At 64.4% G+C, this 23963-nt stretch carries 22 protein-coding genes; 17 read left to right on the forward strand and 5 right to left on the reverse strand.

Annotation, left to right across the window (positions count from 1 at the left end; translation table 11 throughout):
* Positions 1-47: 47 nt before the first annotated feature.
* The 5 genes from A6B35_RS28600 to A6B35_RS28620 all read left to right on the forward strand — a co-directional run bounded on the left by A6B35_RS28600 (position 48) and on the right by A6B35_RS28620 (position 5793).
* Complete coding sequence (locus A6B35_RS28600) at positions 48-1082, forward strand: ABC transporter substrate-binding protein (RefSeq protein WP_006203836.1); 1035 nt, start codon at positions 48-50, stop codon at positions 1080-1082.
* Positions 1083-1189: 107 nt separating this feature from the next.
* Positions 1190-2740 (forward strand): sugar ABC transporter ATP-binding protein, encoded by a 1551-nt coding sequence (locus A6B35_RS28605; protein WP_006203835.1) that lies wholly within the window; start codon positions 1190-1192, stop codon positions 2738-2740.
* Positions 2737-3723, forward strand: a complete 987-nt coding sequence (locus A6B35_RS28610; RefSeq protein WP_006203834.1) for an ABC transporter permease — start codon at positions 2737-2739, stop codon at positions 3721-3723. The genes A6B35_RS28605 and A6B35_RS28610 overlap by 4 nt, the downstream gene beginning before the upstream one ends.
* Positions 3720-4706: an ABC transporter permease gene (locus A6B35_RS28615; protein WP_006203833.1), complete on the forward strand. Its 987-nt coding sequence runs from the start codon at positions 3720-3722 to the stop codon at positions 4704-4706. The genes A6B35_RS28610 and A6B35_RS28615 overlap by 4 nt, the downstream gene beginning before the upstream one ends.
* Positions 4707-4833: 127 nt before the next feature.
* On the forward strand, positions 4834-5793 hold the full coding sequence (locus tag A6B35_RS28620) for a DMT family transporter (protein ID WP_040583261.1): 960 nt from the start codon (positions 4834-4836) through the stop codon (positions 5791-5793).
* 23 nt (positions 5794-5816) lie between these two features.
* On the opposite strand, the gene A6B35_RS28625 is transcribed toward A6B35_RS28620, so the two are convergent.
* The 3 genes from A6B35_RS28625 to A6B35_RS28635 form a co-directional block, all read right to left on the reverse strand.
* On the reverse strand, positions 5817-6965 hold the full coding sequence (locus A6B35_RS28625) for an amidohydrolase (RefSeq protein WP_006203830.1): 1149 nt from the start codon (positions 6963-6965) through the stop codon (positions 5817-5819).
* 234 nt (positions 6966-7199) lie between these two features.
* Positions 7200-8171, reverse strand: coding sequence for a hypothetical protein (locus A6B35_RS28630; RefSeq protein WP_040583259.1), 972 nt, complete (start codon positions 8169-8171; stop codon positions 7200-7202).
* 102 nt (positions 8172-8273) lie between these two features.
* Positions 8274-9776 (reverse strand): helicase HerA domain-containing protein, encoded by a 1503-nt coding sequence (locus A6B35_RS28635; RefSeq protein WP_006203827.1) that lies wholly within the window; start codon positions 9774-9776, stop codon positions 8274-8276.
* A gap of 334 nt (positions 9777-10110) precedes the next feature.
* Here A6B35_RS28635 and A6B35_RS28640 point away from each other — a divergent pair, with 334 nt between their 5' ends.
* From A6B35_RS28640 to A6B35_RS28650, 3 genes are all read left to right on the forward strand, one after another.
* Entirely contained in the window at positions 10111-10341 is a 231-nt protein-coding gene (locus A6B35_RS28640; protein WP_006203826.1) for a hypothetical protein, read from the forward strand.
* Between the two features lie 73 nt (positions 10342-10414).
* Positions 10415-10675, forward strand: a complete 261-nt coding sequence (locus tag A6B35_RS28645; protein WP_006203825.1) for a DUF982 domain-containing protein — start codon at positions 10415-10417, stop codon at positions 10673-10675.
* A 74-nt stretch (positions 10676-10749) separates the two neighbouring features.
* Entirely contained in the window at positions 10750-10938 is a 189-nt protein-coding gene (locus tag A6B35_RS28650; protein ID WP_006203824.1) for a DUF3606 domain-containing protein, read from the forward strand.
* Positions 10939-11020: 82 nt separating this feature from the next.
* Here the strand turns inward: A6B35_RS28650 and A6B35_RS28655 are convergent, their stop codons facing one another.
* Positions 11021-11506: a hypothetical protein gene (locus A6B35_RS28655; RefSeq protein ID WP_006203822.1), complete on the reverse strand. Its 486-nt coding sequence runs from the start codon at positions 11504-11506 to the stop codon at positions 11021-11023.
* A gap of 232 nt (positions 11507-11738) precedes the next feature.
* Between A6B35_RS28655 and A6B35_RS28660 the strand changes: the two genes are divergently transcribed.
* Together A6B35_RS28660 and A6B35_RS28665 are read left to right on the forward strand one after the other, a co-directional pair.
* Complete coding sequence (locus A6B35_RS28660) at positions 11739-12104, forward strand: RidA family protein (RefSeq protein ID WP_040583257.1); 366 nt, start codon at positions 11739-11741, stop codon at positions 12102-12104.
* A gap of 31 nt (positions 12105-12135) precedes the next feature.
* A complete protein-coding gene (locus A6B35_RS28665; RefSeq protein ID WP_065518301.1) occupies positions 12136-13371 on the forward strand; it encodes an amidohydrolase/deacetylase family metallohydrolase in 1236 nt (411 codons plus the stop codon).
* Between the two features lie 18 nt (positions 13372-13389).
* On the opposite strand, the gene A6B35_RS28670 is transcribed toward A6B35_RS28665, so the two are convergent.
* On the reverse strand, positions 13390-15180 hold the full coding sequence (locus A6B35_RS28670) for an NAD(P)/FAD-dependent oxidoreductase (protein ID WP_006204441.1): 1791 nt from the start codon (positions 15178-15180) through the stop codon (positions 13390-13392).
* A 486-nt stretch (positions 15181-15666) separates the two neighbouring features.
* Here A6B35_RS28670 and A6B35_RS28675 point away from each other — a divergent pair, with 486 nt between their 5' ends.
* From A6B35_RS28675 to A6B35_RS28705, 7 genes are all read left to right on the forward strand, one after another.
* On the forward strand, positions 15667-15756 hold the full coding sequence (locus A6B35_RS28675) for a K(+)-transporting ATPase subunit F (protein WP_023669708.1): 90 nt from the start codon (positions 15667-15669) through the stop codon (positions 15754-15756).
* A gap of 18 nt (positions 15757-15774) precedes the next feature.
* Positions 15775-17478 (forward strand): potassium-transporting ATPase subunit KdpA, encoded by a 1704-nt coding sequence (gene kdpA / locus A6B35_RS28680; RefSeq protein WP_006204440.1) that lies wholly within the window; start codon positions 15775-15777, stop codon positions 17476-17478.
* Between the two features lie 7 nt (positions 17479-17485).
* A complete protein-coding gene (locus tag A6B35_RS28685; protein ID WP_040583462.1) occupies positions 17486-17701 on the forward strand; it encodes a hypothetical protein in 216 nt (71 codons plus the stop codon).
* Positions 17698-19791: a potassium-transporting ATPase subunit KdpB gene (gene kdpB / locus A6B35_RS28690; RefSeq protein ID WP_006204438.1), complete on the forward strand. Its 2094-nt coding sequence runs from the start codon at positions 17698-17700 to the stop codon at positions 19789-19791. Before A6B35_RS28685 ends, kdpB begins: the two co-directional genes overlap by 4 nt.
* Positions 19792-19803: 12 nt before the next feature.
* Positions 19804-20373, forward strand: coding sequence for a potassium-transporting ATPase subunit KdpC (kdpC, locus tag A6B35_RS28695; protein ID WP_006204437.1), 570 nt, complete (start codon positions 19804-19806; stop codon positions 20371-20373).
* Positions 20374-20529: 156 nt separating this feature from the next.
* Entirely contained in the window at positions 20530-23265 is a 2736-nt protein-coding gene (locus A6B35_RS28700) for a sensor histidine kinase (protein WP_006204436.1), read from the forward strand.
* Positions 23262-23954, forward strand: coding sequence for a response regulator transcription factor (locus A6B35_RS28705; protein ID WP_006204435.1), 693 nt, complete (start codon positions 23262-23264; stop codon positions 23952-23954). The genes A6B35_RS28700 and A6B35_RS28705 overlap by 4 nt, the downstream gene beginning before the upstream one ends.
* The last annotated feature ends 9 nt before the right edge of the window (positions 23955-23963 follow it).

Here is a 23963-nt window from a genome sequence, read left to right on the forward strand (position 1 = left end):
AAACGGCTTTAAGACTGAACCAAAGATCAATGTGGAGGAGTACTGAAATGAAAAAATACCTGACCATGGTCCCGCTACTTGCCGGCGCGGCCTTCCTTGCCTCGGTGGGTGTATCGTCGGCCGAAGGCAAATACACGATCGGCATCTCCAACACCGTGCAGGGCAATGGCTGGCGCGAGGAGATGATCTGCGCGATGAAGGCGCAGGCGCTCGCCTCCGGCGAGGTGACGAAGCTCAACATCGCCCACCGCAACACCGACGCCGCCGGACAGCTGGAAGACATCCGCAACCTGATCAGCGCCAAGGTCAACGCCATCGTCGTCAACCCGGCCGACCCGGCCGGCATCAAGGCTGGCCTGGAGGAGGCTACCAAGGCCGGCATCGTCGTTGTCGCCGTCGACCAGGCGGTCACCGAGCCGTCCGCCTACATTATCTCCAACAACCAGGAGCAATATGCCTATCTCGGCGCCAAATGGCTGTTCCAGCAGATGGGCGGCAAGGGCGAGGTGTTTTACATGCGCGGTGCCGCAGGTGCCTCGGCCGACAGCGACCGGGACAAGGGTTTCAAGAAGGCGCTTGCCGAATTCCCCGATGTAAAGGTCGCGCAGGAGGTCTTCACCGGCTGGCAGCAGGATCAGGGCAAGCAGCAGATCCTCTCCTTCCTTGCCACGGGCGCACCCTTCAACGGCATCTGGACCTCAGGCATCGACAACGTCATCGTCGACGCACTGGTCGAATCGCAGGCACCGCTGGTGCCGGTGGTCGGCGCCGACAATGCCGGATTCGTTGGCCAGCTCAGCTCGGTCAAGGGCCTCGTTGGTGCCGCGGTCACCAACCCCGGCTCGATCGGCGGCGCCGGTGTCACGCTGGCCCTGCAGATCCTCAACGGCAAGAAGCCGGCACAGCAGACCGTGCTGGTCGAGCCGCAACTCTGGGAGAACGCCACCGAGGAAGGCAAGGCCAAGCTCAAGGCCGCCGCCGATCCCTCGCTCAGCCCGGAATGGCCGGTCTCGATCTCGATCCCGGACTGGACCACGTACACGAAAGAGCAGATCGTGGCCTGCAAGGGTCCGGGCGAGTAGGCGCTGATGCGAATTGCATAGCGAGGATGGCAGGCTGCCGTCCTCGCTATGCGAGGTTTGATGGATTAGCGCTCTACGGCAAGAGAATTTCTGATGCGGACAGCGATTTGACCACCAGCCCGCTCCTTGACGCCACCGGCGTCGCCAAGAATTACGGTGCGGTTGCAGCACTTCGCAACGCTTCGCTGTCGGTGCTGCCGGGCGAGGTCCATGCGCTGATGGGCGCCAACGGCGCCGGCAAGTCGACGCTGGTGAAGATCCTGACCGGCGCTATCCACGCGGACGCCGGCCGCGTCCTGATCCGCGGCGAGACGCGCGACATACGCTCGCCCGCCGCCGCGCGCCGCGCCGGCCTGCTTCCTGTCTACCAGGAGCCGTCGCTGATCCCCGATCTCGACGTTCTTTCCAATCTGCGCCTGACCGGCACTCCGGTCGAGCCGTTCCGCGCCTGGGTGCGCGAGCTCGGCATTCCCGACCTCGACCTGCGCGACACCGCACGCGACATCCCGCTCGCCGTTTTGCGTGTGCTCGACCTGGCGCGCGCGCTGGCCGTCGAGCCCGATGTGCTGCTGCTCGACGAGATGACGGCGGCGCTGCCCGCCAACCTCGCCGAGAAGGTGCTCGAGGTGGTGCGCCGGCAAGGCGACAGCGGCCGCTCGGTGATCTTCATTTCGCACCGTTTCGTCGAGATCTCGGCGCTGTGCGACCGCGCCACTGTGCTGCGCGACGGCGAGACGGTCGGGGTCGTCGACATCGTACCGGGCGTCGAGGAGAAGATCGTCGAGCTGATGCTCGGCGCCAGGATCGTCAAGACCAAAATGGCCGCGCGCCCCACCGGTCAGGCCGCGTCGACCGCGGCAAGCCGTCCGCGGCTGAGCGTGCGCAATCTGCGCGTCGGCACTAAGCTCAACGACGTCTCCTTCGACCTCGCCAATGGCGAAGTCGTCGGCGTCGTCGCGCTCGAGGGCCAGGGCCAGGACGAACTCTTTGCCGCGCTGGCCGGCTCGATCCGCCCCTCGGGCGGCACGATCGAAGTGGACGGCCAGGGCGTAAAATTTACCCACCCGAGCGACGCCATTCGCGCTGGGATCGCCTATGTACCGGGCGACCGCACCGAGGCGCTCGCCATGCAGCGCTCGGTGCACGAGAATATTGCGCTGCCCTTCAGCGCGGCACTGCGCAAGTGGGGACCGATCCGGGTACACAAGGAGCGTACGGTGGTCGCCAGCGCCATCGCCCGTCTGCAGATCGACACCCGCGCGCAAGGCGAGGTGCAGCGCCTCTCGGGTGGCAACCAGCAGAAGGTAACGATCGCCCGCTGGATCGCCGCCAACGCCCGCACCATCCTGTGCTTCGACCCGACGCGCGGCATCGATGTCGGCACCAAGCAGGAGATCTACAAATTGCTGCGCGAGCTCGCCGGCCTGGACAAGTCGGTGCTGTTCTACACCTCGGAGCTGGAAGAGGTGCAGCGTGTCTGCGACCGCGTCATCGTCATCTTCGGCGGCCAGGTCGTCGACATCTTCCCGGTCGAGGAGGCCGACGAGCCGGCGCTGATGCGCGCCGCCTATGGCCTGCCGCGCGGCGTCACCGCCGATGTCGGCATCCTGGCCGACCCGACGTCGCATCCGTCACAGACCCCGGAGGCGGCTCCTTGACCCGCTTCTTCCGCAACCAGGGCTGGGTCGCCGGTCTGTTCGCCCTCTTCTTGGCTCTGTTCGTGCTCACCAAGCTGATCCAGCCGGGCTATGGCAGCGGCGATTTCGGCTCGCTGGTGCGAGCCGTGCTGCCCTACGCCTTCGCTGTGGCGGCCCAGACCGTCGTCGTCATCGCCGGCGGCATCGACCTCTCGGTCGCCGCCATGATGGCGCTGACCAGCGTCACCGCCGCCTCGATGATGAACGGCGCCAGCGAGGAATACGCACTGTTCGTGGTCCCCTTCGTGCTCGCCATGGGGCTCGTGCTCGGCGCACTCAACGGCATCCTGATCGTCGTCACCCGCGTGCCCGACATCGTCGTCACCTTGGCGACGCTGTTCGTCCTGCAGGGCGCGGCACTGCTGGTGCTCGGTGCGCCGGGTGGTGCAGCCGCCGAATGGCTGAAGGCCAGTATCGTCGGCACGCTGCCGATCCCCGGCCTGCCCGACAGCATCGATGCCTGGGTGCCGAAGGCGCTGGTGCTGCTGGTCGTCTGTCTCTGCATCATCTGGATACCGCTCAGGCGCTCGAAGCTCGGCCTCTCCATCTACGCCATCGGCTCGAGCGAGCTGGCGGCGTTCCGCAGCGGCGTGCCGGTCGCGCGCACCCGCATCATCGCCTATGCACTGTCCGGCCTGTTCGCTGCCATGGGCGGGTTGGCGCTGACGATGAGCACCGGCATCGGCGCCCCCATCCCAGGCCCCTATCTGCTGGCCAGCGTCGCCGCGGTGGTGCTGGGCGGCGTCGCCCTCGGCGGCGGCAAGGGCGGCCTGCTCGGCCCGATCGTTGCCGTCTTCGTGCTGCGGCTGGTGCGCACCGATCTCACCCTGCTCGCCATCGACCCGAACGTCACCGCCATCATCGAAGGCGCCATCATGGTGGCCGTGGTGATGTTCGGCGCCTTCATCACCATAAGAGGCCGCCCGGCAGGAGCAATGCCATGAGCAGCAGCGCGACCATGCCCCAGCCGGTATCCTTCGGCCGCCGCGTAAAACGCTTCATGGCCGACCGGCCGCTGGTGCCGCTGATCATTCTGTTGATCCTCCTGGTGGTGATCCTGCAGATCCTGCGGCCCGGCATCGTCAACGAGCGCTGGATCGCCAACACGATAAAATTCGCCATACCGCTGGCGATCCTCGCCGGCTGCCAGACCATGACCATGCTGACCGGCGGCATCGATCTCTCGGTCGGCACGGTGGCGACGATGAGCGCCTTCATCATGGCGACCCAAATCGTCAGCCAGGACCCGGTTGTGGCCTTCCTGCTGGCAATGATGCCGGCGGTGCTGATCGGCCTGATCAACGGCATCGGCGTCGGCGTCTTCCGCGTCCATCCGCTGATCATGACGCTTGGCACCAGCCTGATCGGCACCGGCTGCCTGCAGGTCTACCAGCGCACGGTGATCGCTTCCGGCGCCAAGATCCCGGATTTCCTGAACTGGTTGGGCACCGGCCTGACCTACGGCTTCCCCAACGCGCTGCTTTTGTTCGTGCCGCTGGCGGTGCTGATCGTCTTCACGCTGCGCCGCACCGGCTTCGGCCGCCTGCTCTACGCCGTCGGCGACAATGAACGCGCGGCGCGCTTGTCGGGCGTCCGCTACTGGCAGGTGATCACCGCGCTCTACGTCATCTCCAGCCTGCTCGCCGGCATCACCGGCCTGCTCTATATCGGCCTGATCAAGGCGCCGTCGCTGTCGCTGGCCGAACCCCTGGTGCTGCCTTCGGTGGCGGCGGCCGTGATCGGCGGCACCTCGATCTTCGGCGGCCGCGGCGGCTACACCGGCACCATCATCGGCGCGCTGATCCTGACGGTGCTGACGACGCTGCTGACCATCCTGCAGATGCCGGAGGGGGCAAGGCGGATTTTGTTTGGGCTGATCGTGCTGTTTGTGACGGCGGCGTATTTGCGGATTGTGGAGGAGCGGTAGGGGAACGCTGAGCCGGCATCAGCGGGTTCTTCTTCCGGCCTCACTATTTTCAGAACCGGATGTATCCAAACACGGGGATATTGCGGGCACGTCCTTGGGCACCGTTCACTGAAGGGAGGGGCATGACATGCAGGCAATGCCGATAGCACATCGCACGGAGCAAGCTGCCGCTGGCCCCATGTCCTCTATGACCGGTTATCCGGCCGCCGTCCTATGCTGGCTTCTTTCGGCTGGTGTGTATATCGCGGCCAAATGGGTTGCGCCTGAAATGCCGCCCTGGGGCCTCTGCTTCTGGCGGCTGACCCTAGCCTGCGCCATCCTGCTGCCGATCGTGCACCGTCATCACGACGCGATGATAGGGCTTGTACGATCCCGGGCCGTGGAAATCGTCGCCGTCGGAGCGATCGGCCTCACGCTGTGCCAGGGCATGATCTACCACGGCCTCAGTGACACCGACGCAACCACGGCCGGCATCATCATGGCGCTGTCCCCTGTGATGACGATGGTGCTTGCGCGTTTTGTTCTTGGCGAACCGCTCGGGCTTTGGAAGTCTCTTGGAGCGCTGATCGCTTTGGCCGGGATGCTGGTCATCGTCGCGCACGGGAACCTGACGGCGCTCCTTCAACTCCGGTTCAATCCCGGCGAGTTGTGGATTGTCGGAAGCGCCTTCTGCTGGGGTCTGTACACCGTGCTTTTGCGCCGTTCCAAATTCGGCCTCGAACTCCTGCCCCTGGTTGTGCTCCTGCTCGGAGCCGGCGCGCTGGTCGCCTTGCCTTTCCACCTGTGGGAACTGTTCAACGACGAACGCTCCGCCATGAACATCAATGGCTTGCTCGCGCTCGCCTATATGGCAGGCCCAGGCGGCGCCTTGATGTACTACCTCTACAACCGAAGCGTGGAAACGCTTGGCGCGAGCAGGGCCAGCATGCTGCTCTATCTGCAAACCATGTTCGTCGCCATACTCGCCTATCTGTTGCTCGGAGAGAGCTTGCACGATTACGATCTGATTGGCGCTGCCTTTATCGTGGCGGGAATCGTGATCGCCACTGTGCTCAAACCTAAGGCGAGTCACGCCCGCATCTCGTAATTGGCAGCCAGCCCGAGAGCCAATCAGCCCAGAAGGTTGCGCGCCGTGCGCATGAAGATTCTGGATCCGATCGGGATCAAATCGTCTGGAAAGTCATAGTCGGGATTGTGCAGCGCCGGATAGCGCTCGCCGGCACCGAGGAAGAACATTGCCGACTTGGCCTTGTGGCCAAAGATGCCGAAATCTTCCGAGGCGCGCATCGGCAGGGCTTCCTCCGTGCGTGGCACGCCCTCTTCGTCGAGCGCGCGCTGCAGATGGTCCACGGCATCCGGCGCGTTGACGCTGGCAACGAAGATCTCGTGATAGTCGTAGCGGGCGGAAAGGCGATGCTCTTCCGCGATCCTTGCGGCCAGCGCTTGCGCGGCGGCGCACAGGTCCGCCATGCGCTCGTCGCGCCTTGTGCGCAGCGTCGCCCACACTTCCGCATGTCCCGGCGCGATGCCGAACACGGCTTCACCCATCGTGGCATGGGTGACGGTCACCATGCTGAAGTCGTCGTCGGCAAAGGTTCCGTGCCCGAGCGCGGGCAGCGCCGGCATCAGTTGGCTGACCGCCAGCATTGGCGAGACGCCCGTTTCGGGCATCGACGAATGCGCGGTCTTGCCTTCCAGCACGATCCGCATGCCGCGTGAAGCACAGTTCACGACGCCGGGTTTGATACGCACCTCGCCGAACGGCACGCCGGGCAGATTGTGCAGCGAGAAGGCGAAATCCGGCGCGATCTCGGAAAAGCGCGGATCGGCGACGACGCCAGCCGCGCCATTGCCGGTTTCCTCCGCCGGCTGGAACATCAGCACGACGCGGCCGCGGGCAGGTCTTTCGCGCCCGAACTGGCGGCCAAGTGCGGCGAGGATCGCGGTGTGCCCGTCATGGCCGCACATATGCGACTTTCCCGGCACCAGCGATGCATGAGAAACGCCTGAAAGCTCGTAGATCGGCAACGCATCGAGTTCCGACCGGAACAGGACCGTCGGTCCGGCTTTGCCGCTTTCATAGACCGCCGCCACACCGTGGCCACCCAATCCGGTCAACATCAGGTCCGGCCCCGTGTCGGCGAGGAAGTCGACAACCTCGCTCGCGGTCTTCTCTTCCTCGTTCGAGATTTCCGGATGCTGGTGCAGCTTGCGGCGCCATGCCGTCAGCTCGACAATGTCTCGATTGGTCAGGGTCATTTTCTTCCTGCTCCGCTTGGAGCAATTCCAGGAAAAGTGCGTAGCGGTTTTCCGTCCGGAATTGCTTCAAAACAAATACTTAGAGCGGGTCGGCGATTCCGCTCCAGCGCCGCCGTCTCCATAGCACGCGCAAGTTTACTGCGCGTTGGAACACGACGTCATCAACTGCAATTTCGAACCAGGAGGACAGCGGCGTCCGCCTGTCGGCCATGCCGGCAGGCGAGCGGCAAAAAATCACGACCCCTTGCAGATCGGCAGCGGCTGTGGCGGCGGTGCCGGATGATCCTTGCTGTATTGGGCGATGATCGGCTCGAGGGTTTTCCGCGGCCAGAATTTCGGCGCGCCGATTTCCTTGAGGCAGGATGCATTCCAATAGGCGCCTGTTTTCGCGACGGCGGCGATGTCGCGCGATTCCGGATAGATGTAGAGCGTCGTCGGGTTGTTCTTCACCATCGCGATCATCTGCCGGGCATCCGCCGACGACCAGCTGGTGCAGCCATTGCTGCGCCCGCCGGCATAATCCACCAGCTTGCCGAACGGCACGTAGCCGTCATGGTCGGCGTAGGAGCTTTTCGGGCTTTTGCGAAGGCACATTCCCTTCAGCACCTGCGCCGCATGCCCGCCGATCACCCGCTGCCTGGCGTTGGCGGCTTCGCCTTCGCCGTCGAACTGTATGAAGGTGCGCAGGAACGCCGCGTCCTGTTTCGCGCCGGTGCGGTAATAGCCTTTGAACGAGGTTTTCGCCTCGCCGGTCATATAGGCGCCGCCGGTCGTCAGTGACGAATCCAACGCATTGCCGAAGTTTTTCGCGCAGCGTCGTCCGTTGGAGAAATCGACGACGCCTTTCAAATTGCGGCCGCTGCCGTGACCCGACGAAATCGCACGAAACGACTGCTCGGCCTCGCAGATGACGTAGTACCGGCGCCCCAGCACGCCGTTGCCCATATCGCCGGGGCGCGTCGCGTCCATGGCAAAGTAACAGGGGTTCTTGACGGCGCCCTGGCCCACTTTCTTCAGGTAGAGCGCGCGCGCCCTCTCCAGCACCACTTGCGCGATTTGCCCGTCGCCGTCGCCGACATGGGCCTGCAGCCAGGCAGGGATATCGGATCGTGCGGCGAAAGATCGGACCGACGTCGTCAAGGCGATGACGGCGACGAGGAGGCCGAGGATACTGACGACACCCAGCGGAACAGATCTCAACCGCACCGGACTTCTCCTGCCAAAGCCGTTTTGCGAATCACCGCGGCGTTAGCATAAAAGGCCTCGCGCCAATCGGCGAAACACTTCTGGTTTAGCGCACGTCACCTATCACAGCGCCAGGCTCCCCTGCTCCGCCTCCTCGGCATTGGGGTCGCCCGGCGCCGTCGCCCAGGCGAGTTCGACCAGCGTCACCGTGCGCCGGCCGGTGCCGTCGAGCTGGCAGACGATGAGGCCTTGTTCCTCGATATAGGTCAGCAGCCGCCGCGCGCGGCGCAGCGAGTGCGAGCCATAGGCGCGGGCGATCGCGGCATCGCTGGGACAAGGCCAGCCCTCCTTCGCCGCACGCGCGATCATCATGAAGACGCCCTGCATATCCTCGGGCAGCAGCGAGGCGCGTACCGAGACGTCCTGCCAGGCGTCATCCTGCGCCACATCCGAACCGAGCCCGGCGCGGGCGCGTGTCAGCATGCGGCGGAACGCCGGAAGGTCGGGCACGACCGAGGCAAGGCCCTCGATGCGGCATCGGACGACGAACTCCTGATAAAGCACGCCGATGACGCGAAAGCCCGCATCGGGCTCGGCCAGCACGGCGCGCAGGACACGGTCCACGCGCTCGCGGCGCTGCGCCAAATCCTCGGCGCTGATCGGCGGCTCCACCGGTTCGGGACGGATGTCCAGCGCCGCCGACTTCGCTGCCATCAATTGATCGAGCAGATCAGGCGACGCCGCCCGGCGCTGCGGCCGCACAGGCTCTGGCGGCGGGGCGGCCAGGATGATCGCGCGGGCGTCCTCGAGGGCTGCTTCCGGCATCGCCATCAGCCGCGGGGTGCCATTGCGCGGACTTGTATCGGTCGGGCCGATGCGCAAGCCCAGCGGACGGCGCGACAGTGCCGGGCCGAGCGCCATGAACTGCCCGCGCTCCAGGTCGCGAAACGCCTCGGCCTGCCGCCGCTCCATGCCCAGAAGATCGGCGGCGCGCGCCATGTCGATATCGAGGAAGGTGCGGCCCATGAGGAAATTGGAAGCCTCGGCCGCGACGTTCTTGGCGAGCTTGGCCAGCCGCTGCGTGGCGATGATGCCGGCAAGCCCGCGCTTGCGGCCTCGGCACATCAAATTGGTCATGGCGCCGAGCGAGAGTTTGCGCGCCTCGTCGGAAACCTCGCCGGCCACCGCCGGCGCGAACAGCTGCGCCTCGTCCACCACCACCAGCATTGGATACCAGTGGTCGCGGGCGACCTCGAACAGCCCGCCGAGGAAGGCGGCGGCGCGCCGCATCTGGTTCTCGGCGTCGAGCCCTTCGAGATTGAGCACCGTGGAGACGCGATGGATGCGCGCCCGCTCGCCAGCAGCCTGCAGGCCGCGCTCGGTATGCTCCTCGGCATCGATCACCAGATGGCCGAAACGCTCGCCCAGCGACACGAAATCGCCTTCCGGGTCGATGATGGTCTGCTGCACCCAGGGCGCACTCTGCTCCAGCAACCGCCGCAAGAGATGCGACTTGCCGGACCCCGAATTGCCCTGCACCAGCAGGCGGGTCGCCAGCAGCTCCTCAAGGTCGAGCGCCGCCGGCGCGCCCGCAATCGTGTGTCCCATCTCGATCGCAACAGTCATGTCGACTCAAGGCTCTCCTTCGCAGACGGGCTTATCAACCGCATGGCAGCCCGTCGAGCGCGCAGAGCCGGCCGCTCCGTGTTGCGCACAAGCTGGGCGATCGCCATCAGCCTAGATGGGCAGCAGACCCCGGAGCCGGCCTGCCTGGCCTCTTCGACACCGCCTCACGCAGGCTTGACCGGCGCCAATGGCGACGCATCCAGCCCCTTGAAGGGGTCGCACCAGGCGTCGATGACAACGTGCCTTGCCAACTGGTCGGACCACCATTTCGCTGGTGGAAATTACCGTTCGGCGTATCATCCTTTTCGGGAGGGTTCATGGCAGGAGGAGGCCAATGAACGTCGTGCTGAACGTGCCTGTCATCGACATGACAACGCAAGAACTTGTTTCTTCTGCGCTTTCAAAATTCCGCGCCGGCGACACCATTTCGACCAGGGCGGCAATCGAGGCGATCCGCCGGATCAGCCCGGCCTGTGAAGACAGCGACGACGATCTCGTCGAACTGATCGTGATGGCGGCAATTGGTAAGACCATGGGGGTGGTGTTCGATCACCGAAGCCACTAGCGAAAGTCCAACCGCATTTGGAACGAATAGCTCGTTGCGCCGTTCGATTCGTTGGAATCGAAGAGTGGCGTCAATGCGTGATGAACAATTCGACGTTCCTGTCGTGATCGAAAGCGGACGAACGGGACAGCTCCTGACGGTAACCGGCACGGTCCAGGCCGCCTCGCTGCTGGTCGACAAATGGCCGCAGGCAAAGCGCGGGCCGAAATACCGCTCGGCCTTGAAAGCGATGATGGATGCAATGGAGCAGCGGCGGGCGGTTGGCACCGCGCGGCGGGCATTCACCGCCGCCGCCAGGGAGGCGCATGTCTTCGTCGGCGAAGACCGACACTAGCTGGCTCGGATCGCGCCTGGGAACTCCTGGAAATCTTGCTCGTTATGCTCTCGGTTGAAACGAGGGACGCAGTCATGGCCGATGACAAGACCAAGACCGACAACCGCGACCGCTCGCAAGTGGCCCGCGACGATGACTACGAGGTCCGGCATTTCGCCGAGGAGGCGGGCATCACGCCGGAGCAGGCCCGGACACTCATCAAACGGCACGGCACCGATCGCAAGGTGCTGCACGAATTGGCGGAGAGCATCAAGGGATCGTAGGGCTGATCGGCGGCGACCTGCAGAGCAACTCCAGGAAAAGTGTGAAACGGTTTTCCGTGCGGAATTGCGTCAAACAAAGAGTCTAGCTGCCTAACGGATGCGGCATATAGCCGACAAAGCCCGCTATCCTCCAGCGGCCGCTGACTTTGGTGCAGAAATAGAGGGTCTGCCATTTCAGCCGGTCGACGCTGCCGTCGGCCTTGGCGACCGAGCCGTTGAATTTCTTGTGCAGCACCGCGCGGTCGCCGTCGACATCGATGTCGCGCATGTTGGTAACGCGAAACAGCGCCTCGCGCAGCGGCTCGGCGAACTTCGTCGCCGCGGTCTCCCTTGCCTGACGCAGCCACTCGTCGCGATAGGCGATGAGCGTCGGGAACTGGAGCCGCCAGGCGTCGGCATCGCTGAGGAAATGCGCATGCATGCCGAAGAAGCTCTCGGCGACGAAATCGTCCTCGACCATCGACCAGTCCTGTCCGAGAAACGCGTCGATGTCGCGTCGCACCAGCATCTCCCACAGCGCGTGGCGATCGGCGTCGCCGGCCGGAAACGGGTTCTTGTCGAGAGTCATTTTTCTTCTCCTGGCTGGGAAAACGCCTCTGCACGCACCGACCTGTTTCACCAAGGCGATCGCAATCGGCAGCGGCGGCGCAAGATGCTGGGCCGCCTGCAGCAAAGCAACATGGGATTTCGAAAATCTTGCTTTCCAATCGGGCCTCTATGAGGATCGCGCCGATAGGCGTAGAGGGTCGGCAACGGTGGGACCACGAACAGTCCTGCCTTGTCTGAACAGGAGCCTTTTCTTGCCCAAGCAGTGTTTTGGAACATCCCATGTGCCGCTCTCGCCTGCCGTGCGCGCCGGCGATTTCGTCTATGTCTCGGGCCAGGTGCCGGTCGGCAGCGACGGCGTAGTGGTCACAGGCGGCATCACCGAGCAGACCGAGCAGGTGCTTTCGAACATCAGGTCGGCACTGGCGCTGGCTGGCTGCACCATGGACGACGTCGTCAAGACCACGGTCTGGCTCGAGGATGCGCGCGATTTCGGCGCCTTCAACACCGTCTATGCCCGGCATTTTCCGAAGGATCCACCGGCCCGCACCACGGTCGAATCGCGGCTGATGATCGACATCAAGATCGAGGTCGAAGCCGTCGCCTATCGGCCGCTCTGACCGGGCACTGCAACGCGAACGAGGCTGGCCGATGCAATTCGATCTCCTGATAAAAGGCGGCCGCCTCATCGATCCGGCCTCCGGCCTTGATGCGCCGCGCGATATTGCCATCGCCGATGGCAGGATCGCTGCGATCGATGCCGCCATCGATGCCGAACACGCCGCTCGAGTCATCGATGCCAGGGATTGCATCGTCACCCCCGGCCTCATCGACCTGCACAGCCATGTCTACTGGGGCGGCACCTCGCTCGGCGTCGACGCCGACCGCCTTGCCGCCAAGAGCGGCACCACCACCTTCGTCGACGCTGGCAGCGCCGGCGCCGGCAATTTCTTGGGCTTTCGCCGCCACGTCATCGAGCGCTCGAAAGTCCGCATCCTCGCCTACGTCAACATCTCCTTCGCCGGCATATTCGGCTTTTCGCAGACGGTTTCCGTCGGCGAATGCAGCGACCTCAGGCTCTGCGAGCCGCGCGAGGTCGTGGCCGCGGTGCGCGAGCACGCAGACGTGGTCGTCGGCGTCAAGGTCCGCTCCGGCCGCCATGCCGGCGGCACCAGCGGCATCGCCCCGGTCGATCTCGCGCTCGAGGCCGCCGACAAATCAGGCATGCCCCTGATGGCGCATATCGACGAGCCGCCGCCCGGCCGCTCCGAAGTGCTGCCGCGCCTGCGCAAGGGCGACATCCTCACCCATTGCTTCCGGCCGTTTCCCAACGCGCCGGTCTTCGCCTCCGGTGCAGTGCGCCCCGACATGCGCCTCGCCCGCGAACGTGGCGTCATCTTCGACATCGGCCACGGCATGGGCTCGTTCGACTTCGAGGTTGCCAAGGCGATGCTGAGGGACGGGCTGGCGCCCGACGTGATCAGCAGCGACGTACATCTCTACTGCGTCGACGGTCCCGCCTTCGACATTCTGGTCTGCATGTCGAAACTTCTGACGCTGGGCATGCCGCTGGTCGAGGTGCTGCGCGCCGCCACACAGCGGCCGGCCGAAGCGATCGCCAGGCCTGATCTCGGCACGCTGAAAGTCGGCGGCATCGGCGACGTCGCGGTGCTGCGGCTGGTTTCAGGCCGCTTCACCTTCGTCGACGCCGTCGGCGCCTCGCTGGTCGCCGAGCAGCGGCTGGTCTCGGATGGCATCGTCATCGGCGGCAAATGGTGGCCGAACGAGGCAGCCGGCGATGTCAGCGAGACCGAGCGTTTCGAGGTGCATAGCCACCACACCCATGTCGACCTCGCGGCCAGGCATTTCGGCCACAGCCGCGAGTAACGCTCGGAGCCAGGCGCGTCAGGGGCCGAAGTTACTCGGCGCCCCATAAACCGGCGTTGCAATCCCTTCCATCCGCGCCTTGATCTGCAGCGCCACATATTTCGAATAGAACCGCGACAGCGCCAGATTGCCGCCGTGGAACCACAGTGCTTCCTGCGCGGTGGGCTTCCACATGTTGCGCAATTCGCCTTGCCACGGTCCGGGATCGCCCTTCACGCCGGAACCCAGGCCCCAGCACGGACCGACCTTGTCGGCAACCTCGCGCGAGACGATAGCCGCAACCGTCTCGTTCATCGACTGGTAGCCGGTGCAGGAGATGATCGCGTCGGCGGCAAGTTCGCTGCCATCGTCGAACAGGATGCCGCTCGGCGTCAGCGACTTGATCCCGACACCGCTGCGCACTCCGACCTCGCCATTGATGATCAACTCGCAGGCGCCGACATCGATATAGAAGCCCGAGCCGGTGCGATAGGCCTTCATCAGAAGCCCGGTCTCGTCCTCGCCGAAATCGATGGCGAAGCCCGTGGCTCGCAAGCGGTCGTAGAACGCCGCGTCGCGTGCCCTGATGACGTCGTAGAGCGCCCGCTGGCCCTTCGGCACCAGTGCGAACGGCGTCGAGGCGACGATCATGTCGGCCTTGTCGGTGGAGATGCCGCGCGTCAGCGCCTTCTCCGAAAAGATCTCGAAGCCGACCTCCATCAGCGTATCGGATTTGACCACAGTCGTCGGCGAGCGCTGGACCATGGTCACCTCGGCGCCGCTCTCCCAGAGGTCGACGCTTACATCATGCCCGGAACTTGCCGCGCCGATGACCGCGACCTGCTTGCCGCGGAATTTCTCACCGCTGGAATACTGGCTGGAATGCAAGAGCTCGCCCTTGAAGGTCTCGGCGCCCGGCAGCGCAATCTGCCGGGGCGGACCATAGGCGCCGGTGGCGAAGACGATATGCTTCGGCTTCAACGTAATGCGCTGGCCGACACGATCGACCACGACCGTCCAGATCTTCCCGGCTTCGTCATAGCTGGCGCTGACGCATTTGGTGGCAACCCAGTAGTTGAGCTCCATGACCCGCGTGTACATCTCCAGCCAGTCGCCCATCTTGTCCTTGGGCGTGAACACCGGCCAGTTCTCGGGGAAGGGTATGTAGGGCAGATGGTCGTACCAGACCGGGTCGTGCAGCACGAGCGATCGGTAGCGGTTGCGCCAGGAATCGCCGGGCCGCGCATTCCTCTCGATGATGAGGGAGGGCACGCCGAGCTGCCTCAGCCGCGCGCCCAGCATGATGCCGCCCTGGCCGCCGCCGATGACCAGGCAATAGGGCTGCTCGCGCACGCCGAGGTCGCGCGCCTCGCGCGCCCGCGCTTCCGCCCAGGTCTCGCGACCGGGATCAGCCTTGTGGCGGATGCCGAGCGGCCGCGCCGGACCCTTCTGCTCCTCGAAGCCCTTCAATTCGCTCATCGCGGTGAACAGCGTCCGGCAGCGGCCGTCCTGGAGGCGTAGAATGCCCTCGCCTCGCGCCACGACCGTTTCGAACGTGAACCAGGCCTCGACAATGCCCTCGTCCGCGCTCGCCTCACCGGACAGGCGCCAGTGAGACGGCTTCGCGGTCGCCAGCGTCGCCTCCAGCATCTCGCGGATCGCCGCCTGGCCTTCCATGGTCTTGATGTTCCAGGTGAAGGTCAAAAGATCCCGCCAGTAGCAATCTTCGGCGAAAAGGTTGGTCGCAGCGTCGACATCGCCCGCTTCGAGTGCCCGGCCAAAGGAGCCGAGCCAGGTGGCAGCCTGTTGCGATGGTGCGATGTCGAGCATCTGTCTTCCTTCGTCAGTTCCCGATGCGCCGACAGGATGCTCGGTCGCCGCGTCGTCGCAAGGTAGGATAATTGGAGCCGACCTGTCACGCTGCAGCTCTGATCACGTTCATGGTCGACCGACAGGACGACAATCCCATTCGGGCAGCGAAGCGGCGCGTGGCGATTTTCGACACCAGCCCCGAAATCAGGGCACCAAAACCTTTATAAGATTCCTATTTCTTTCCTCCCCGCCCCGTCTCGAACCTTTATGGCGATCGGGTCCATATTCCATCGCAAGCAAAACACTCAGGACGCCGTGATCCTCTAGGGTACGGCGGGCTGTTTTCGTGGAATTTCTGGCTCGCCAGCCTTCGGCGCCAAGTACAAACAGGAGCAAGGAACAACACAATGGACATTGTCGTCATCGGGATCGAGGTTTTGTTTTTCGCCCTTTCCCTTGCCTACATCAAAGCCTGCGACAATCTTTAAGCGGAAGGATCGCACCATGCTTGTCGATTACATCCTCGGTGGCGGCGTGACCTTGTTCCTGCTCGTCTACCTGACATACGCCCTCGTTCGCCCAGAACGCTTCTGACGCAAGGCACGGAAAGCCATGACACTCAACGGATGGATACAGATCCTCGTCTATTGCGGGATCGTCGTTTTGCTCGTGAAGCCGCTCGGCGGCTACATGTACCGCGTCTTCAACGGCGATCGCACATTCCTGTCGCCCCTGCTCGGCCCGGTTGAACGCGGCCTCTATCGAATCTCGGGAACCAGCGAACGCGAGGAGCAGCACTGGACCGCCTATGCTGCCGGCATCATCTTCTTCAGCCTTGCCAGCTTCCTGGTGCTTTACTTTCTGCAACGCCTGCAAGGCGCCCTGCCCTACAATCCGGCTGGGATGACCGCGGTTGAGCAGAACCTCGCCTTCAACACCGCCGTCAGCTTCGTGACCAACACCAACTGGCAGAATTACGGCGGCGAAAGCACGATGTCTTATCTCGTGCAGATGGCCGGCCTCACCGTGCAGAACTTCATGTCGGCAGCGGTCGGCATTGCCATAGCGGTGGCGCTGATCCGCGGCTTCGCCCGGCATTCCGTCAAATCGATCGGCAATTTCTGGGTCGATATGACCCGCTGCACCCTCTACATCCTGTTGCCGCTCTGCATCGTGCTCACCCTTGTCTACGTCTGGCTGGGCATGCCGCAGACGCTCGGGCCTTACGTCGACGCCACCACGCTTGAAGGCGCCAAGCAGACGATAGCACTCGGCCCGGTCGCCTCGCAGATCGCCATCAAGATGCTCGGCACCAATGGCGGCGGCTTCTTCAACGCCAACGCCGCGCATCCGTTCGAAAACCCCGACGCGATCTCCAACCTGATCCAGATGGTGACGATCTTTGCCCTGGGTGCGGCACTCACCAACGTCTTCGGCCGCATGGTCGGCAACCAGCGTCAGGGCTGGGCGATCCTGGCCTCGATGGGCGTTCTGTTCGTCGCCGGCGTCGCCGTCTGCTACTGGGCGGAAGCCGCCGGCAATCCGCTTGTCCATGCACTGGGCATCGACGGCGGCAACATGGAAGGCAAGGAGACCCGCTTCGGCATCGCTCTCTCGGCCCTGTTCGCCGTCATCACCACGGCCGCGTCCTGCGGCGCGGTGAACGCCATGCATGACAGCTTCACCGCCATCGGCGGCCTGATCCCGATGATCAACATGCAGCTCGGCGAGGTCATCGTCGGCGGCGTCGGCGCCGGCCTCTACGGCATCGTGATGTTCATCATCGTCGCCGTCTTCGTTGCCGGCCTGATGGTCGGCCGCACGCCCGAATATCTCGGCAAGAAGATCGAGGCCAAGGAGGTCAAGATGGCAATGCTCGCCATCCTCGCCCTGCCTCTGGTCATGCTGGTCTTCACGGCCATCGCGGTCGTGCTGCCAAGCGCCGTGGCCTCGATGGCCAATGGCGGTCCGCACGGCTTCTCCGAAGTTCTCTATGCCTACACTTCGGCGGCCGCGAACAACGGCTCGGCCTTTGGTGGTCTTACCGGCAACACGCTCTGGTATAACCTGACGCTTGGCATCACCATGTGGGTGGGTCGCTTCTTCGTCATCATTCCAGCGCTTGCCATCGCCGGCTCGCTGGCGACGAAGAAGACGGTTCCGGCTTCCGCCGGAACGTTCCCGACAGACGGTCCCCTGTTCGTCGGCCTGCTGGTCGGCGTCATCCTGATCGTCGTCGGCCTGACCTTCTTCCCGGCGCTGGCGATCGGACCGATCGTCGAGCATCTGGCGATGATCCATGGGCAAACATTCTGATACCGTCATGTCCTGGTTCAACATCATGCGTCGGAAGGCTCGGCCCCGGGCCGACAATGAGGGGGAGGCAACTCCCCCTCCCTTCCCGACCTTGTCCACATTCTTCGGCATCGCGGCAGTCATGATCGTCATCTGGCTGCTGGCCTACGGGCCGCCGCATCTTCCTTCGGCATCCGATCGATCGGTGCCTGCCAACAACATCGATACTGGAGCCACCAAATGAGCCAGTCCAAATCCGCTGTTATCGTGGATGCCCGCATCCTGTGGCCCGCCATCGGCGGCGCCTTCAAAAAACTGAACCCGCGCACCCTGATCAAGAACCCGGTGATGTTCGTCGTCGCCATTGTGTCGCTGCTCACCTCGGTCCTCTTCCTCAGGGACCTGGTGACCGGCGGCGGCGACTTCGGCTTCACGCTGCAGATCATCATTTGGCTGTGGTTCACCGTGCTGTTCGCCAACTTCGCCGAAGCCGTCGCCGAGGGGCGCGGCAAGGCGCAGGCCGACTCGCTGCGCAAGGCGCGCACCGAGACCCAGGCTAAGCTCTTGAACGGCGAGGGCCGCACCAAGTTCAAGCTGGTGCCCGGCACCGCCCTGAAGGTCGGCGACATCGTGCTTGTCGAGGCCGGCGACATCATCCCGTCCGACGGCGAGGTGATCGAGGGCGTCGCCTCCGTCAACGAGGCTGCGATCACCGGTGAATCCGCGCCGGTCATCCGCGAATCCGGCGGCGACCGTTCGGCTGTTACCGGCGGCACGCAGGTCTTGTCCGACTGGATCCGCGTGCGCATCACCGCCGCTTCCGGCCACACCTTCCTCGACCGCATGATCTCGCTGGTCGAGGGTGCTGCGCGCCAGAAGACGCCCAGCGAGATCGCGCTCAACATCCTGCTCGTCGGCATGACGCTGATTTTCGTGCTGGCCACCGCAACCATCCCGAGCTTCGCCTCCTATTCGGGCGGCTATATCTCGGTGACCGTTCTCGTCGCGCTGTTCGTAACTTTGATCCCGACCACAATCGGCGCACTGCTGTCGGCCATCGGCATCGCCGGCATGGACCGCCTGGTGCGCTTCAACGTTCTGGCCATGTCGGGCCGTGCTGTCGAAGCGGCCGGCGACGTCGATACGCTGCTGCTCGACAAGACCGGCACCATCACGCTCGGCAACCGCCAGGCCACCGAGTTCCGCCCGGTCAAGGGCGTCACCGAGCAGGAACTGGCCGATGCCGCACAGCTCGCCTCGCTTGCCGACGAAACGCCGGAAGGCCGTTCGATCGTCGTGCTGGCCAAGGAGAAATATGCCATCCGTGCTCGTGATATGGGGACCCTGCACGCTACCTTCGTGCCCTTCACCGCGCAGACCCGCATGAGCGGCGTCGATATAGACGGCTCATCGATCCGCAAGGGCGCGGTCGATTCGGTGCTCGCCCATGTCAATCAGTCGACGCTCGCCAGCAGCGGCACGCGGCCCGGCAGCGAGGCCGTCCGCGACCTGCAGGCGATCGCCGATGAGGTCGCCAAGTCGGGCGGCACGCCATTGGCGGTGGAGCGCGACGGGCGCCTGCTCGGCATCGTCCACCTCAAGGACATCGTCAAGGGCGGTATCCGCGAGCGCTTTGCCGAACTGCGCAAGATGGGCATTCGCACCGTGATGATCACCGGCGACAATCCGATGACGGCAGCGGCGATCGCGGCGGAAGCCGGCGTCGACGACTTCCTCGCCCAGGCCACGCCCGAGGACAAGCTGAAGCTGATCCGCGACGAACAGGCCAAGGGCAAGCTGGTCGCCATGTGCGGCGACGGCACCAACGACGCACCCGCCCTTGCCCAGGCCGATGTCGGCGTCGCCATGAACACCGGCACGGTCGCCGCGCGCGAAGCCGGCAACATGGTCGACCTCGACAGCGACCCGACCAAGCTGATCGAGATCGTCGAGATCGGCAAGGCGCTGCTGATGACGCGCGGTTCGCTGACGACCTTCTCGATTGCCAACGACGTCGCCAAATACTTCGCCATCATCCCGGCTATGTTCGCTGTCTTCTACATCGCACCGGGACAGACCACCGGGCCGCTGCAGGCGCTCAACATCATGCATTTGGCGACGCCGCAAAGCGCCATCCTGTCGGCCATCATCTTCAACGCGCTGATCATCATCGCGCTGATCCCGCTGTCGCTGAAGGGCGTGAAATACCGCGCCATCGGCGCCGGCGCGCTGCTCAGCCGTAACCTGCTCGTCTACGGCCTCGGCGGCATCATCGTTCCGTTCGTCGGCATCAAGGCGATCGACATGATCATCACCGCCATCGGCCTCGCCTAAGGAACCACGTCCATGCTCACGCAAATCAGACCCGCGATCATCATGATCGTCTCCTTCACTGTGCTGACCGGCCTCATCTACCCGATCGGCATGACCGGCATTGCCCAGGCGCTGTTTCCGCGCCAGGCCAATGGCAGCATGATCGAGAGGGACGGCAAGGTCGTCGGTTCCGAACTGATCGGCCAGGCCTTCGCCAGCGACCATTATTTCCACGGCCGCCCGTCGGCCGCCGGCGACGGCTACAACGCGACCTCCTCCAGCGGCTCGAATCTCGGCCCGACCAACCAGAAGCTGATCGACCGCATCAAGGGCGACGCCGAGAAGCTGAAGGCGGAAAACCCGAACCAGCCGGTTCCGATGGATCTGGTGACGACCTCCGGCAGCGGCCTCGACCCGCATATCAGCCCGGAAGCGGCCTACTTCCAGGTACCCAGGGTGGCCAAGGCCAGGGGCGTCGACGAAGCCAAGATCAAGGCGCTTGTAGACAGCCATGTCGAGGCCCGCGAACTCGGCTTCATGGGCGAGCCCGTGGTCAATGTGCTGGCCCTCAACCTTGCGCTGGATGTGGCCACGAAGCATTGAACGGCAGCGGCCGGGGTCGACAGCCTCCCCGGCGCCGTCCATATCTAGAGCAATTCCAGGAAAAGTGCGCAGCGGTTTTCCGTCCGGAATTGCGTGAAAACAAAGAGATAGAGCGGTTCTGCGTTTCCGTGAAACGTTGAACCGCTCCAGGGTCAAATGCCTGAGGACAGAAGCAACGACACCAGACCCTCTCCGGACGCACTGCTGGAGCATGCGGAGCGGGAGGAGCGCGGCCGCCTGAGGATATTCCTTGGCGCCGCACCCGGCGTCGGCAAGACCTACGAGATGCTGATGGCGGGCCGCGCCAGGCTGGCCGACGGCATGGACGTGGTGATCGGCGTCGTCGAGACGCACGGCCGCAAGGAAACCCTGGCGCTGGTGGCAGGCTACGAGGTCATCCCGCGCCAGAAGGTCGGCTACAAGGGGCGTGTGCTGGACGAGATGGACATCGATGCCATCCTTGCCCGCCGCCCGAAGCTGGTTCTCGTCGACGAGCTCGCCCACACCAACGCGCCGGGCAGCCGCCATCCCAAGCGCTATCTCGATGTCCAGGAAATCCTGGCGAACGGCATCGACGTCTACACGACTCTCAACATCCAGCATGTCGAGAGCCTGAACGATGTCGTGGCACAGATCACTCATGTCAGGGTGCGCGAGACGGTTCCCGACTCCATCATCGACCAGGCCGACGACATCGAGATCATCGATCTCACCCCCGACGACCTGATCCAGCGACTGAAGGAAGGCAAGGTCTATTTCCCCAACACCGCCCAGCGCGCCATCGAGAACTATTTCTCGCCGGGCAATCTGACCGCGCTTCGGGAACTGGCGCTGCGGCGCACGGCCCAGCGCGTCGACGAGCAGTTGCTCAACCACATGCAGGCGCACGCCATTCCGGGGCCATGGGCGGCAGGCGAAAGAGTCCTCGTCTGCGTCGACGCGCGTCCGGGCGGGGCGGCTCGCGTCCGCTATGCGCGCAGGCTGGCCGATCGGCTTCGCGCGCCCTGGACGGCGCTCCATGTCGACACCCCTCGTTCGGCTGTCATGTCCGAAGAAGACAAGGATCGGCTGGCGACATTGCTGCGCCTTGCCGAGCAACTCGGCGCCGAGGTGACGACGATTCCTGGTCAGTACGTAGCGCAGGACATCGTGCGCCACGCGACGGCGAACAATTTCACCCATATCGTCATCGGCAGGCCGACCCGATCGCGCTGGCGCGAACTGATCGAGGGCTCGCTCACCTATGATCTCATCCGCAATGCCGGCGACATCAGTGTCCACGTCATTTCGGGAACCGAGCGGGGCAATGAAGCGACGTCGAGGAACGTCAAGGCGGCGGACGAGCAGTGGCAGTTCGAGATCTGGCCCTATCTCAAGGCCACGGCCTTCGTCACCGGCTCGCTCGCCTTTGCCGTGCTTCTCGACCAGTTTCTCGACGTCCGCAACCTCGCGATCATCTTCCTCATCGGGGTGTTGACATCGGCGGTGACCGGCGGCCTCTGGCCGGCGCTGTACGCCTGTCTCGTCAGCGCCCTTGCCTTCAACTTCTTTTTCCTGGAGCCGCGCTACACGCTGACGATCCGGGACCCGGAAAGCATTGTCGCGCTTGCCGTCTTCCTCGTTGTCGCCGTCATCGCCAGCAACCTGACGGCGCGCGTGCAGCGCCAGGCGATCGCCGCCCGCTCCCGCGCACGGGCGACGGAGGATATCTATCTCTTTTCAAAGAAGCTCGCCGGCGCCGGCACGCTGGACGACGTTCTGTGGGCGACCGCCTTCCAGATCGCCTCGATGCTGAAGCTGCGGGTCGTGCTGCTCCTGCCCGAAAACGGCTCGATCACCGTCAAGGCCGGCTATCCGCCCGACGACACGCTGGCCGAGGCCGACATCGCGGCCGCCCGCTGGGCCTGGGAGCACGACCGCGCCGCCGGCCGCGGCGCCGACACGCTGCCCGGCGCAAAACGCCTCTACCTTCCCTTGCGCACCGGACGCACGGCCGTCGGCGTCGTCGGCCTCGACAATGACAAGCAGGGGCCGCTGCTGACGCCGGAGCAGCAGCGTCTGCTCGACGCGCTGGCCGACCAGGCAGCCGTCGCCATCGAACGCATCCAGCTAGTCGCCGACGTCGACCGCGCCAAGCTCGCGGCCGAGGCCGACCGTTTGCGCTCGGCGCTGCTGACCTCGATCTCGCATGACCTGAAGACGCCGCTCGCCGCCATCATGGGCGCCGCCGGGACGCTCCGCGAATTCGCGCCGGCGCTGCCCGAGAAAGACCGGGCCGTGCTGTTGTCGACCGTGCTCGATGAATCCGAGCGGCTGAACCGCTTCATTGCCAATTTGCTCGACATGACCAAGATCGAATCCGGCGCCATGGAGCCGAACTACGCCTTCCATTTTGTCGGCGACATCGTCGGTTCGGCCTTGAGCCGGGCGCACAAGATCATCGAGGAACACAAGACCGAGATAGACATCCCCTCCGATCTGCCGATGCTGCGGCTCGACCCGGTCCTGTTCGAACAGGCGTTGTTCAATCTCCTAGACAACGCCGCGAAATATGCGCCGCCCGGATCGACGATCCGGCTGCAGGGCTGGGTCGACAATGGCTTCGCCATCCTGCAGATCATGGACGAGGGTCCGGGCATTCCACCTGCCGACCTGGAGCGGATTTTCGACAGCTTCTATCGGGTGCGCAAGCGCGATCAGGTGCGCGCCGGCACCGGCCTTGGCCTGTCGATCTGCCGTGGTTTCATCGAGGCGATGGGAGGCACCATCTCGGCGGCAAACCGGACGGACCGCCCGGGCGCGATCTTCACCATCCGCATGCCGGTGCCGACGGAGCTGCCTGAAGTGAACGAACCCAAAACGAACGACCAGACTGTCGGTGACTTGGCATGACGCATCAGAACGTCACCATATTGGTCGTCGACGACGAACCGCCTATCCGCAAACTGCTTCGCGTCGGCCTCGGCAGCCAGGGCTATGCGGTCTCGGAGGCGCCAAACGCAAAGGCGGCGATCGAACTCGTGGAGACCGAGCAGCCTGACCTGATCCTGCTTGACCTCGGCCTGCCCGGCATGACCGGCCACGAGCTGCTCGGCAAGTGGCGCGACGACGGCCTCAACATTCCGGTGGTCATCCTGTCCAGCCGCACCGACGAGACCGGTATCGTCCAGGCGCTCGAGCTCGGCGCTGATGATTATGTCACCAAGCCGTTCGGCATGAACGAGCTCATCGCGCGCATCCGCGTGGCGCTGCGACACAAGTTCCAGCAGCAGGGCGAGAAGCCGGTGTTCCACACCGGCGACCTCATGGTCGACCTGGTCAAGCGCATCGTCAAGGTCGAAGGCAAGGAGGTAAAACTCTCGCCGAAGGAATACGACATATTGCGCATCCTGGTGCAGCACGCCGGCAAGGTGCTGACCCACCATTTCCTGCTGAAGCAGGTCTGGGGCGATTCCACCGATGTGCAATATCTCAGGGTCTATGTCCGCCAGCTCAGGCAGAAGATCGAGAAGACACCCGACCAGCCGCGCTACATCACCACCGAGACCGGCGTCGGATATCGCCTGCGCGAGGTCGACTGATACGGGCGA

It is taken from the genome of Mesorhizobium amorphae CCNWGS0123 (assembly GCF_001686985.1).
GTDB lineage: Bacteria > Pseudomonadota > Alphaproteobacteria > Rhizobiales > Rhizobiaceae > Mesorhizobium > Mesorhizobium amorphae.